The organism is Enterobacter nematophilus (assembly GCF_026344075.1).
Lineage (GTDB): Bacteria > Pseudomonadota > Gammaproteobacteria > Enterobacterales > Enterobacteriaceae > Enterobacter > Enterobacter nematophilus.
Window position 1 is genome coordinate 99,705 of sequence record NZ_JAPKNE010000010.1, and the last position, 12,923, is coordinate 112,627.

Here is a 12,923-nt window from a genome sequence, read left to right on the forward strand (position 1 = left end):
TTAGTCCTCTCGGGCAAATAATGCCTCAATAAAGTCGTCCGCCTTAAACGGACGCAAATCCTCAATACGCTCGCCCACACCGATGTAGCGGATAGGAATGCCGAACTGGTCGGCCACGGAGAAGATCACTCCGCCTTTCGCGGTGCCGTCCAGCTTGGTCAGCGTGATCCCCGTCAGCCCTACCGCTTCATGGAACAGCTTCGCCTGGCTAATGGCGTTCTGCCCGGTGCTGGCGTCGATAGTCAGCATAATTTCATGCGGTGCATCTTCATCCAGCTTCTTCATGACGCGAACGATTTTCTTCAACTCTTCCATCAGGTGCGATTTGTTCTGCAAACGCCCTGCGGTATCGGCAATCAGCACGTCCACGTTGCGCGACTTCGCCGCCTGGATGGCGTCGAAAATCACGGATGCGGAATCCGCGCCGGTGTGCTGGGCAATCACCGGAATGTTGTTGCGCTGGCCCCAAACCTGCAGCTGCTCAACCGCTGCCGCACGGAAGGTATCGCCCGCCGCCAGCATCACCGATTTGCCCTGCTGCTCAAACTGGCGCGCCAGCTTGCCGATGGTGGTGGTTTTACCCACGCCGTTGACGCCAACCATCAGAATAACAAATGGCGTTTTGCCTTCAATATTAAGCGGTTCGTCAACTTTTGCGAGAATTTCGCCCATCTCGTCTTTCAGCAGGCCGTACAGCGCCTCGGCGTCGCGCAGCTGCTTGCGGCTCGCCCCTTCGGTCAGGTTGGCGATGATCTTACGGGTGGTCTCCACGCCGACGTCCGCAATCAGCAGCTGTTCTTCCAGTTCTTCAAAGAGATCGTCGTCGATCTTCTTGCCGCGGAACAGACTGATAAATCCGGAACCTAAGTTTTCTTTGGTTTTGAGCAGGCTGCGCTTCAGGCGCGCGAAGAAACCTTCTTTGGTCGGTTTTTCCTGCTCCTGCACGATCTCTTCTTCGGCCTGCTCTTCTACCGGCACGACGATTACCGCTTCTTCAGCCGCTTCCGCCGCCAGCGCCTGGGCTTCCAGCTCTTCGTCGGTCAGCTCTGGCTCAAGTGCCGCTTCTTCTTCCACCGCCTCAACGATTTCAACGGTTTCCGCTTCGGCCTGCCACTCTTCGGCAGACACCTCTTCGGCGTTGACCTCTTCCGGCAGCGGCAGCTCTTCGTGTTCGATTACAGCCTGCGGCGCCTCGGTAACGGCTTCGATGACGACAGGTTCTGGCTTCTCGCTCTCCTGAACCTGCTCAGTGACCTCAACCACCTCTTCAGCAAAGGATTCGATCTCTTCTTTGCTGTGGGCAGGCTCTTCCGCTTCGACAACCGCAGCGGTTTCTACTGGCGTTTCAGGCTGTGACTGCTCTTCTGCAACCTGTTGTTCTTCGGTTTTCTGTTCTGTTTCTTGCTCTTTTTCACCGAAACCCAACCAGGAAAAGAAGCCACGTTTTTTTTGTTTTGCCATCTGCGACTACACTCCTCGCGGCGCTATATACAGGGAAGCTAAAAAAATGATGAAATAGTCTAACACTTTACTTAATTGACATCACCGCCCGCAATCGCAGGGCTATGGTTAACAGAGCTTTCCAGAGATGAAGAAACCCACCCGCGCCCCGGCCGGTCAAATTCGCATTATCGGCGGCCAGTGGCGAGGCCGGAAATTACCGGTGCCGGACAGCCCCGGTTTACGCCCCACCACCGACCGCGTTCGCGAGACGCTGTTTAACTGGCTTGCCCCGTCAATGGTAGACGCCCACTGCCTGGACTGCTTCGCCGGAAGCGGTGCCTTAGGGCTGGAGGCGCTGTCGCGCTATGCTGCCAGCGCCACGCTGCTGGAGATGGAGCGCGGCGTCGCACAGACGCTGCAGCAAAATCTGGCGACGCTGAAGGCGACGAATGCGAAAGTGGTAAATACCAATACGCTGAGCTTCCTCGCGCAGCAGGGCACGCCGCATAACGTGGTCTTTGTCGACCCGCCGTTCCGCAAGGGGCTGCTGGAAGAGACGTTATCCCTGCTGGAGCACAATGGCTGGCTGGCGGATGACGCGCTAATTTATGTAGAAAGCGAAGTGGAAAACGGCCTGCCACCCGTTCCCGTTCACTGGGATCTGCACCGCGAAAAGGTTGCAGGCCAGGTGGCTTATCGTCTTTATCACCGTCAGGCACAAGGAGGATCCGATGCCGGTACTGATTAACCTGGGACGCTTGCTGATGCTGGGCGTCTGGGCATTTTTGATTTTGAATCTGGTGCACCCGTTCCCGCGCCCGTTGAATATTTTCGTTAACGTGGCGCTGATTTTCACCTCGTTCATGCACGCTCTGCAGATGGTGATGCTGAAAAACGGCCTGCCGAAAGATGGCCCGCCGATGACCGGCTGGCAGCAGCTGCGGGTGTTTATTTTCGGCGTGTTTGAACTGCTGGTGTGGATGAAGAAGTTTAAGGCGCAGGTGAAGAAGTAAGGTGCGGCCTGATGCCCTCACCCTAACCCTCTCCCACGGGGAGAGGGAACCGTTCGTGCATTATTCCGTCCTGAACCCTTCAAACCGCGACCCTTTATAACTCAGGGTTCCTTTCTCCCCTACCGTCAGCTGGTGGTACTGCTGCGCCTCCAGGCGGAAGGTCATCTCCAGGCCGCCCGTTTCTGGCTTAAAGCTCGCTTCATAGCGCATACCGGATCCCGCAGGCGTCACCTGCTGCTGGCGCGAGCGGCGATCGTTAAGCGGCTTCTCGCGCTTGTTCGTTACGACCACGCGCTTTTGCACCAGCGGCGCGGCGTCGTTGTCCGCCTTTTCGCGGCGCTGCTGCACGAAGCGAAACGAGGCGGCAATGACGATAATCGCCACCACGATAATGAAAAACAGCGGCATCTTGCTCATTGAAACATCCCATCAGATTATGCGGAATTCAGGATACCTCGCCTGCCCCGGCATTGCCAAACGCCCGCCCGCGTCACTACACTGGATCAGAAACTGATTATTCAGCCTCAACAGTTACAGGGAGTTAATATGCTTTGGTCATTTATCGCTGTCTGTTTTTCCGCATGGCTTTATGTCGATGCGTCCTATCGCGGTCCAGCCTGGCAGCGCTGGTTGTTTAAACCCGTCACGCTGCTGTTGCTTCTGCTGCTCGCCTGGCAGGCCCCGATGTTTAACGCCATCAGCTATCTGGTGCTCGCCGGGCTGTGTGCCTCCCTGATTGGTGATGCCTTAACCCTGCTGCCGCGTCAGCGCCTGCTGTATGCCGTGGGGGCATTCTTCCTTTCCCATCTGCTGTATACCATCTACTTTGCCAGCCAGATGACGCTCTCCTTCTTCTGGCCGCTGCCGCTGGTGCTGCTGGTGATTGGCGCGCTGCTGATTGCGGTGATCTGGTCGCGTCTGGAAGAGATGCGTCTGCCGGTAGGCACGTTTATCGCCATGACGCTGGTGATGGTGTGGCTGGCCGGGGAGCTGTGGTTCTTCCGTCCAACATCTCAGGCGATGTCCGCGTTCTTCGGGGCGGCGCTGCTATTAATCGGCAATATTGTTTGGCTGGGCAGCCACTATCGCCGCCGCTTCCGCGCCGATAACGCGATTGCGTCCGCCTGCTACTTTGCCGGGCACTTCCTGATCGTGCGTTCATTGTATATCTAAATAACGCTTGACTCTGGAGTCGACTCCAGAGTGTATGCTGCGGTTAATGAGAAAATTATCATTACCGGAGACTGCCATGTCGACTCCAGAAACACCGAAAAAAGTCCCACAATTCTCGGCACTTAAGCTCAGCCCGGTTCCGCCGAAAGACGACTGCTGCTGCGAGGGCGCGTGCGAAACGCAGATCGAAGCGCTGCCTGAAAACGGCAATCACTACAGCTGGGTCGTCAACGGCATGGACTGCGCGGCCTGCGCCCGCAAAGTGGAAAACGCGGTGAAGCAGGTGCCGGGCGTAAACCACGTTCAGGTGCTGTTCGCTACCGAAAAGCTGCTGGTCAGCGCCGATAACGACGTCAGCAAACAGGTTGAAGCCGCCGTCAGCAAGGCGGGCTATGCCCTGCGCAGCGAAGCAGTCCCTGCTGAAAAAACGTCTCCGCTAAAAGAAAACCTGCCCCTTATCACGCTCATCATCATGATGGCCCTGAGCTGGGGGCTGGAGCAGATTAACCACCCGTTCGGCAATCTGGCGTTTATAGCCACCACGCTGGTCGGGCTGTTCCCGATTGCCCGCCAGGCGCTGCGCCTGATAAGAAGCGGCAGCTGGTTCGCCATTGAAACGCTGATGAGCGTGGCGGCCATTGGCGCGCTGTTTATTGGCGCGACGGCGGAAGCGGCGATGGTGCTGCTGCTGTTCCTGATTGGCGAACGGCTTGAGGGCTGGGCGGCGAGCCGGGCACGCAAAGGGGTGAGCGCGCTGATGGCGCTGAAGCCTGAAACCGCCACGCGGGTTAATGAAGGCAAACGTGAAACGGTCGCCATCAACACGCTGCGACCGGGCGACGTGATTGAAGTTGCCGCGGGCGGGCGTCTGCCTGCCGATGGGGCTCTCGTTACCGCCACCGCGAGTTTTGACGAAAGCGCCCTGACCGGGGAATCCATTCCGGTGGAGCGTGCGGCAGGCGAAAAAGTCCCTGCCGGTGCCACCAGCGTTGACCGCCTGGTGCAGCTCAAAGTCCTGTCCGAGCCGGGCGACAGCGCCATCGACCGCATCCTGAAGCTGATCGAAGAAGCCGAAGAGCGCCGCGCGCCGGTCGAACGCTTTATCGATCGCTTCAGCCGGATTTACACCCCCGCCATCATGCTGGTTGCCCTGCTGGTTACCGTGATTCCACCGCTGTTTTTCGGCGCGCCGTGGGAGGGCTGGATTTATAAAGGGCTGACCCTGCTGCTGATCGGCTGCCCGTGCGCGCTGGTGATCTCCACGCCCGCGGCGATTACCTCGGGGCTGGCGGCGGCGGCACGTCGCGGGGCGCTGATTAAGGGCGGCGCGGCGCTGGAACAGCTGAGCCAGGTTCAGCACATCGCCTTCGATAAAACCGGCACGCTGACGGTTGGCAAGCCGCAGGTCACCGGCGTCTATCCGCATGACATCAGTGAAGACGAACTGCTGATAATGGCCGCCGCCGTTGAGCAGGGTTCAACTCACCCGCTGGCGCAGGCGATAGTGCGTGAAGCGCAGGGGCGCGGGCTGGCTATCCCTTCGGCGACCGCCCAGCGGGCGCTGGTCGGGTCTGGGATTGAGGCCGTCGTCGACGGCAAAAAGGTGCTGATTGTCGCGGCGGGCACGTCCTCCCATCCACAGGTTGAGGCGTTAGAGCAGGCCGGGCAGACGGTCGTTGCCGTGATGCAGGACGGCGTGGCGAAGGGCATGCTGGCACTGCGCGACACCCTGCGCGATGACGCCAAAGACGCGGTAGCGGCGCTGCATCAGCTGGGCGTACAGGGCGTGATCCTCACCGGCGATAACCCGCGCGCGGCGGCCGCGATTGCCGGCGAGCTTGGGCTGGAGTTTAAGGCTGGATTGTTGCCAGCGGATAAGGTCAGCGCGGTAACCGAACTGAACAGCCGCGCGCCGCTGGCGATGGTCGGTGACGGGATTAACGATGCCCCGGCGATGAAGGCCGCAACCATCGGCATTGCGATGGGCAGCGGCACCGACGTAGCGCTGGAGACGGCGGATGCGGCGCTGACGCACAACCGCCTGACCGGGCTGGCGCAGATGATAGATCTTGCGCGGGCGACGCGCGCCAATATTCGCCAGAACATCGGCATTGCGCTGGGTCTGAAGGGGATATTTCTCGTCACCACGCTGCTCGGTTTGACCGGGCTGTGGCTGGCGGTGCTGGCGGATACCGGGGCGACGGTGCTGGTCACGGCGAACGCGCTGCGATTATTGCGCCGTCGGTAAAAACGCCGGGCAGGTTGGGTCGGGGTGCGGCCTGATGCCCTCACCCCAACCCTCTCCCACGGGGAGGGGGAGAAGGGCGGTGTCACTGCATCCCTAACACCCCCGGCAGCCATAATGAGATCGCCGGAATATACGTAATCATTCCCAGGATCAGAAGCAACATGCCGTAAAACGGCAGCATCGCCCGCACGACGTGCTCGATCTTCTGCTTGCTCACCGCGCTCGCCACGAACAGCACCGACCCGACCGGCGGGGTGATCAGCCCGATCCCCAGGTTAACCATCATGATCATCCCGAAATGCACCGGGTCGATCCCCAGCGAGTTGGTCACCGGCAGCAGAACCGGGGTCAGGATCAGGATGATCGGCGCCATGTCCATCAGCGTGCCGATCAGCAGCAGCATGATGTTGAGGTACATCAGGATCACGTACTTGTTATCGGAGAGCGACGTGAAGAACTCGGTGATGCGCATCGGCAGCTGCATGTAGGTCATCACCGCGCCAAACGCCGCGGCAAAGCCAATCAAAATCATCACGATGGTGACCGTTTTGACCGTGCGGCACATCAGCTTCGGCAGTTCATTCCACTTGTAGTCGCGGTAGATAAACATGGTGACGAAGAACGCCCACAGGCAGGCCACGGCGGCGGATTCGGTGGCGGTAAATATCCCGGACAGGATCCCGCCGAGGATAATCACCACCGTCATCAGTCCCCACAGCGCGTCGAGCATGATTTTCAGCGCCTGCCTTAACGGAATTCGCTCCCCTTTTGGATAGCCGCGCTTGCGGGCGAAGCACAGGCAGAGCGCCATCAACCCCATACCCAACAGCAGGCCCGGCAGCACGCCCGCGATAAACAGCGTGGCGATGGAGACCGTGCCCCCCGCCGCCAGGGAGTAAATCACCGAGTTATGGCTGGGCGGGATCAGAATCGCCTGCACCGACCCGCTGGCCGTGACCGCCGCCGCGTATTCGCGCGGATAGCCCTTCTTCTCCATCTCCGGGATCATCACGCTGCCGATGGACGCCGTATCCGCCACCGACGAGCCGGAAATCGCGCCGAAGAAGGTTGAGGCGACGATGTTCACCAGCGACAGCCCGCCGCGAATGAAGCCGACAAACACGTAGGCGAAATTCACCAGCCGCCGGGCAATGCCCCCTTCCGCCATGATCGCCCCGGCGAGAATGAAGAACGGGATCGCCAGCAGGGTAAATTTGTTCACCCCGCTGGTTATCTGGATCATCAGCGCTTCCAGCGGCAGGTCAATCCACAATGCCCCCGCCACGGCGCTCAGGCCGACGGCAAAGGCCACCGGCATCCCCAGCGCCAGCAAAATGGCGAGGGTGAATAACAAAACAAAAGCATCCATCGTTCACCCCTTAACTGTGATTGCCGATCAGCACGACCGGACGGTTTTCCTGCGAGCCAAACAGCAGGCGTTCAAGCACAAACAGGATCAAAATCGCCGACCCGATCGGCAGCGGCAGGTAGCTTTCGCCGGAGGTCAGGATCGGGAACTCCGCCACCGGCTGCTCCCACAGCTCGACGCACAGCCAGTAGCTGTACCAGCACATCAGGCCGGAGATCAGCAGCATCAGCAGATCCACCACCCGCGCGCACAGCCGTTGCAGCGACGCGGGCAGACGGTCGGTGAGCATATTGACCGCAATGTGCGACCCGGCGCGGTAGCTCACCGCCGCGCCGATGAAGGTGAACGTCACCATGCAGATAATAGCGATCGGCTCCGGCCAGGATTCGCCGCGATTGAGCACGTAGCGTGAGAAGATGCCGATGGGGATGACAATCGTCATCACCAGCAGCGAAATGCCCGCCACCGCCATGGCGAGCAGGTACAGACGGTCCATCCACTTCAGGTAGAGTTCGGACATACGTGCTCCGGCTTACTGGACGTCAGCGATGGCTTTCATCAGATCCTGATGCTTGTCGCCATACTGGGCGCGCACCGGCTCTGTGGCCTTGATGAATACCGTCTTATCAATATCGTGGAACTGCACGCCGCCCGCCTTCATTTTCGCCAGCGCCTGGTCGTTATACGCATTCCACAGCTTGCGCTGTTCGAACTGCGCTTCACGGGCCAGGGTCAGGATTTTTTGCTGTTCATCAGCGCTCAGTTTGTCCCATTTCACTTTTGAATAGAGCAGCATTTCCGGGGTGATAAAGTGACCGCTGAGGGTGTAGTTTTTAGCAACCGGCATGTAGTTGTGGGCGATAAAGGTGGGCGGGTTGTTCTCCGCGCCGTCAATCACGCCGGTCTGCATGCCGCTGTAAACCTCGCTAACGCCCATCGCCACCGAGTTCGCCCCCATGTCCTTCAGCGTGGCGAGCGCCACCGGGCTGCCCTGCACGCGGATTTTCTTCCCTTTCAGATCTTCCGGCTTCACGATCGGCTCTTTGGTGATGAGGTTACGGGTGCCGGAATCCATCCAGCCGAGGAAGACCAGGCGGGATTTCGGGTTCGCGGTCAGCTTGTCGCCGATCTGCTTGCCGATATCCCCGTCGATCACCTTGTGCATGTGGTCCTCATCGCGGAAAACGTACGGCAGCGTGAAGACTTCGATATCCGGCAGGATGGCGGCAACCGGCGCCATGGAGACGCGGATCATGTCAATCGCCCCCATCTGCGCCTGTTCAATCATCTGTTTTTCATCCCCCAGCACGCCGCCCGGGAAGACCTTAATCTCCAGCTTGCCGTCGGTTTGCTGTTTGAGTTTTTCACCCATGTGCTGAACCGCGACCACGTTCGGGTAGCCTTCAGGATGCACATCGGCAGCTTTGATAGTTTGGGCAGAAACGGTGCAGGCAAAAGCAGACAGGCACAGCGCGGCCAGTAACGGCTTGAGGGTCGTTTTCATTGAGTCAGCTCCAGGGTAGTGATGTCAGCGTTAAAACAGTGTTTTATTTTTTTACGCTTAGAAAATAGACTAGCCCGGGAGAAGCGTAGGTGAAGCGCCTCACAAAAGCGCGAATTTATGAAACGATGGTTTAAATTTGTGAGGGCGGTAGTGCCGGGTAACGATGCGGTCATACCCGGCGGGGCATGACCGCGCGTTAATCAGGAAAAATAGCTCATGACCAGCCCTAAAAACAGCACCAGACCGACATAGTTATTGTTCATAAACGCTTTAAAGCAGGCTTCGCGTTCGCGTTTTGCAATCAGCTTCTGCTGGTAGGCAAACAGCAGCCCGGCCACCAGTATCGACCAGTAAAATTCCCAGTTAAGCCCGTTCAGGCGCGCAATCGCGACCATCAGCGCCAGTACCGCAACCTGCAGAATGCCAATGATAAGTTTGTCCTGGCGTCCAAAGAGAATGGCGGTCGATTTAATGCCAATTTTCAGGTCGTCGTCGCGGTCAACCATCGCATACTGCGTGTCATACGCCACGGCCCAGAGGATGTTCGCCAGGAACATCAGCCAGCAGCTAAGCGGTAAGGACTCACTAACTGCTGCAAACGCCATCGGAATCGACCAGCCAAAAGCCGCCCCCAGCACCACCTGAGGCAGATGGGTATAGCGCTTCATAAAGGGGTAAACCCAGGCCAGAGCGAGCGCCGCGACGGACAGCAGAATCGTCATGGTGTTCAGGGTTAACACCAGCAGGAAAGAGAGCAGCACCAGAACGATGAACAGCACGCGGGCTTCTTTTCCGGTCACCTGGCCGCTGGGTAGCGGACGGTTGGCAGTACGCTTTACGTGGCCGTCAAATTTACGATCGGCATAGTCATTCACCACGCAGCCCGCCGCGCGCATCAGCCAGACGCCGGCAACAAACACGCCCAGGATCCACAGCGGCGGCACGCCAGGCGTAGCCACCCACAGCGCCCATAAGGTCGGCCACAGCAGCAGCAACGCGCCAATGGGTTTATCGGTACGCATTAAGCGGTGATACGCCAGCAGCTTATTCTGCGTCAGGCTCCACTCCATTTTTTCTTCCTCTTAGTACAACGGTGATGCCGGTAAAAATAGCTCCGTCAGGATTAACGGCTTACCGCTCAGGCGAAGGCGGGAACGGCGCCCCCAAAGTTCGGCATCACGCCCAATCTCAATGAAATCCCTGGTCAACTCAGACGAGGTGAAAAGATAGCGTCCCAGCGGCGTTTTCCCCAGCCGCTGCAGCGCCAGCTCGGGCCCGGACAGGGTGGACTCGGGTACCACCGTGCGCCCGGCAAGCCAGGGTTCGCCATCGGCACAGAGCAAAATTTCGCGCAGCCAGTAGCGTTCCTCTTGCGGCAACAGCGGCAGCTCGCTGGCGATCTCATCGCCGGAGACAAACCCTTCCTGTATCAGGGTCACCGTGACCGTTTTACCCTGTTGTTCAAAACGTTTCGTCATGGAATCTTCCAGCAGCAACCAGTCCAGCTGCTGCGGATCAAGCGCAGGTATTTGGTCGAAATAGCGCAGCGCACGCAGTTGCGTTAGCGCGGGGTGTGACATGCCAGACTCTCCGATACATAACGTAATGGCATTGTATCGCAGAAACGGGCAATGAGGGGGGGCCAAACGTTATTTAACGATCACTATCGCAACATGGGCGCAACAGCCTGGCGAATACGAAAAAAAGTGCGCCCACTCAGGCGCACTAAACTACTAACAAATCAGCACTGTGGGGAACGGTTACCCCTTGCCTTTTACACTGCTGATAAAGGTGGAACGGGCAGTGGTTGAACCTAAACGTTCAGCTTCATCAAGCAGTTTCAGCGCTTTATCGACATCGCCGCGCTTCACCGCCTGCTTAATGGCGTTGTTGAAGTATTCTTCGGTGTCGTTCAGCACGGGCTCGGCTTTCTTCGCCGGGGCTGGCGCTGCGGCGGCGACCGGTGCGGCTGCCGTGGCAGCAGGCGCGGCGTAAGCAGGTGCAGCCGTATTGCCCACGGTAACAGGGCCGTTACCGGAGGAGCCAAACAGCGGGCCGACCAGCACGCTGGAACCGCTGTTCGTCTTCACCTTCAGCTTTAACGTTCCGTCGGTGACGTGACGGGCGATCGGGTCCGGAATATCCGGAACCGCGTTGCCGGTGCCTTTTGCGTAGGCCTTAGCCGGATCGAGCAACGTGGTGGTCTTCTGGAGATCCTGCTCGGTGGTAAAGACCAGCACGTAGAGTTTTTGCTGGCCCAGCGCAGGCGTCAGGCGCATGACGCCTTCCAGACGATCGGCGCTCATCACGCCGGGTTCCTGATAGGTAAAGTATTCACTTGGGAAAAAGGCTGACGGCGTCATGTTCTGATCGAGAATCAGCACGTTAGGCGCAAATACGCTCGTCTGCTTGTTGACTTCACTGGTCAGGGTAATGGCCAATTCACCGATATTGGCGGGTACGCTATACGCAGCGACCGGGCCGGTAATACCCGGTACATTAAGCGACTGGCCGCCCGTTGAGAGCTGGGTGGTCTGGGTTTTAGACTGATCGACAGGCGTCCAGACAAGCTGTTGCAGTGCCGCTGTTGGAATAGCTGGCGCAGATGTTGTGTTTTGCGGAACGAAGTTGACGTTAGCGAGCGTTACGACAGGCGCGCTTGCCAGCAGCCCTGCGGACAAACAAAGGGCAAGGAGAGTTTTGTTCATTTTCATTGTTATCACCTCAAAATGCACAGGTTCAGCGGTAGCCAGGCAATAGCGCGCCGTCCCAAGGATTGAGGGGCATGCGCCCCTCAGTTTGGTCATTACGTCAGGTTAAGACGGGATTACCACCAGATTTCCATCTGGGCGCCGAAGGACCACTCGTCGTTGTCGCCGCGGCTGAAGCTTTTCGCAGTGGTATCGCTATAGGCCATGCCTGGGGTGTAACCCGCAACGGAGTTTTTACCGGTTGGCGCATAGCCCCACTTCTCATCCCACTTCGCATAGGTTGCGAATACGCGGATTGCCGGACGTGACCAGATGCTGTCGCCTGCCTGCCACTGCTGGGCCAGGGTAATTTTATACTGGTCGTTGGTTTCGCCGGTTTCCTGGGATTTGACGTTGTCATAACCCACTTCCAGCAGGGTGCTCATGATTGGCGTCCATTTGTACATAGGACGAACGCCCACGGTCCACCATTTGGTACCGTTGTTGTTATCCCAGTTGATATCCTGGTACATACCGACATACATCAGGTCCCAGCTATCGCCCAGAGAGATAGCACCGTGGTCAAGTACGCGCCACAGGTGACCGTTGTTGTTGATGCCGTAGTTGATATCGTCGGAGGTACCGATGTTCGAACCCTGCGACAGACCTTTGCCCTGAGAGGTCATAGAGTCAGTTGCATATTGCAGAACGAACTTGTTGTAGCCTTTCAGCATGCTCTGCGTGTGTTCAGCGGTGAACATCCAGCCATCTTTGGATGCACCATCGATCAGATGATAATCATCACGTGGGTTTGCACGACCGTAGTCAACGCCAAGCTCCAGCGTACCGCCTGGGTTGATCTCCATCTGCGCTAAACGGACGTCAAAGACATCGTTCGCTGTGCGGGTGGTGTAATCATAGATACTGTTGCTGGCGAAGGATGAAGAACCGCCTGCTTCAGAAGAACGGGTTGCAGCCAGAGAGAGCTTACCGAAACCGACGTCAATGTTTTCCAGACCCGCACCAGGACCTGAAATATCCCAGTAGTAGAAGTCGATCATGTGGACGTCATGACGCTGATAGAAGCGCTTACCGGCCCAGATGGTGGAACCTGGCAGCCATTCGATCAGGTTTTTACCCTGCACGTTAGCTTCACGGAATGCCGGGTCAGTGGCTTCCCAGTCGTTCTGCTGCGCCACGGAGTACGCTACGTTGGTGTCGAAGTAGAAGCTCTTGTCGCCTTCTTTCCACACTTCCTGGCCCAGCTTCAGTTCCGCATAGGTTTCACATTCGTTACCAAGACGGTATTTACTTTGGGCACCGGTTGCCTGGAAGCACTGTTGTTCGCCGCCACTACCCGTCCAGCCGATACCGGAACGAGCATAACCATGGAAATCCACGGCCAGTGCCTGAGCAGACATTACGCCCGCTGCGACGGCAACTGCCAGAGGAAGTTTGCGCAGAGTAATCATCATTCTATCTC

The 12,923-nt window shown here is 58.1% G+C and carries 13 protein-coding genes; 4 read left to right on the plus strand and 9 right to left on the minus strand.

Translation table 11 applies throughout. From position 1 onward, the window contains the following. Window positions 1–1,461: a signal recognition particle-docking protein FtsY gene (gene ftsY, locus OSH03_RS19855; protein WP_266179891.1), complete on the minus strand. Its 1,461-nt coding sequence runs from the start codon at window positions 1,459–1,461 to the stop codon at window positions 1–3. A gap of 127 nt (window positions 1,462–1,588) precedes the next feature. Between ftsY and rsmD the strand changes: the two genes are divergently transcribed. Beyond that, complete coding sequence (gene rsmD, locus OSH03_RS19860) at window positions 1,589–2,191, plus strand: 16S rRNA (guanine(966)-N(2))-methyltransferase (protein ID WP_028015140.1); 603 nt, start codon at window positions 1,589–1,591, stop codon at window positions 2,189–2,191. After that, a complete protein-coding gene (locus tag OSH03_RS19865; protein WP_014882110.1) occupies window positions 2,175–2,456 on the plus strand; it encodes a DUF1145 family protein in 282 nt (93 codons plus the stop codon). The genes rsmD and OSH03_RS19865 overlap by 17 nt, the downstream gene beginning before the upstream one ends. 60 nt (window positions 2,457–2,516) lie before the next feature. Here OSH03_RS19865 and OSH03_RS19870 read toward each other — a convergent pair whose 3' ends face one another. Next, on the minus strand, window positions 2,517–2,873 hold the full coding sequence (locus OSH03_RS19870) for a DUF2500 domain-containing protein (protein WP_266179892.1): 357 nt from the start codon (window positions 2,871–2,873) through the stop codon (window positions 2,517–2,519). A gap of 129 nt (window positions 2,874–3,002) precedes the next feature. Between OSH03_RS19870 and OSH03_RS19875 the strand changes: the two genes are divergently transcribed. Together OSH03_RS19875 and zntA are read left to right on the plus strand one after the other, a co-directional pair. Further along, entirely contained in the window at window positions 3,003–3,629 is a 627-nt protein-coding gene (locus tag OSH03_RS19875) for a lysoplasmalogenase (RefSeq protein ID WP_266179893.1), read from the plus strand. 76 nt (window positions 3,630–3,705) lie between these two features. Then, window positions 3,706–5,877 (plus strand): Zn(II)/Cd(II)/Pb(II) translocating P-type ATPase ZntA, encoded by a 2,172-nt coding sequence (gene zntA / locus OSH03_RS19880; protein ID WP_266179894.1) that lies wholly within the window; start codon window positions 3,706–3,708, stop codon window positions 5,875–5,877. Window positions 5,878–5,959: 82 nt separating this feature from the next. Here the strand turns inward: zntA and OSH03_RS19885 are convergent, their stop codons facing one another. The 7 genes from OSH03_RS19885 to OSH03_RS19915 all read right to left on the minus strand — a co-directional run bounded on the left by OSH03_RS19885 (window position 5,960) and on the right by OSH03_RS19915 (window position 12,915). Continuing rightward, complete coding sequence (locus OSH03_RS19885) at window positions 5,960–7,246, minus strand: TRAP transporter large permease (RefSeq protein WP_061099577.1); 1,287 nt, start codon at window positions 7,244–7,246, stop codon at window positions 5,960–5,962. Between the two features lie 10 nt (window positions 7,247–7,256). Then, a complete protein-coding gene (locus OSH03_RS19890; protein WP_061099578.1) occupies window positions 7,257–7,766 on the minus strand; it encodes a TRAP transporter small permease in 510 nt (169 codons plus the stop codon). A 12-nt stretch (window positions 7,767–7,778) separates the two neighbouring features. Continuing rightward, window positions 7,779–8,750, minus strand: a complete 972-nt coding sequence (locus OSH03_RS19895; RefSeq protein WP_041911564.1) for a TRAP transporter substrate-binding protein — start codon at window positions 8,748–8,750, stop codon at window positions 7,779–7,781. A gap of 200 nt (window positions 8,751–8,950) precedes the next feature. Continuing rightward, window positions 8,951–9,820 (minus strand): 4-hydroxybenzoate octaprenyltransferase, encoded by an 870-nt coding sequence (ubiA, locus tag OSH03_RS19900; RefSeq protein ID WP_080329933.1) that lies wholly within the window; start codon window positions 9,818–9,820, stop codon window positions 8,951–8,953. Window positions 9,821–9,832: 12 nt separating this feature from the next. After that, window positions 9,833–10,330 (minus strand): chorismate lyase, encoded by a 498-nt coding sequence (ubiC, locus tag OSH03_RS19905; RefSeq protein ID WP_014882105.1) that lies wholly within the window; start codon window positions 10,328–10,330, stop codon window positions 9,833–9,835. 180 nt (window positions 10,331–10,510) lie between these two features. Then, window positions 10,511–11,464 (minus strand): maltose operon protein MalM, encoded by a 954-nt coding sequence (gene malM, locus OSH03_RS19910; RefSeq protein WP_266179896.1) that lies wholly within the window; start codon window positions 11,462–11,464, stop codon window positions 10,511–10,513. A gap of 113 nt (window positions 11,465–11,577) precedes the next feature. Then, window positions 11,578–12,915, minus strand: coding sequence for a maltoporin (locus tag OSH03_RS19915; RefSeq protein WP_139784212.1), 1,338 nt, complete (start codon window positions 12,913–12,915; stop codon window positions 11,578–11,580). Window positions 12,916–12,923: the final 8 nt, after the last annotated feature.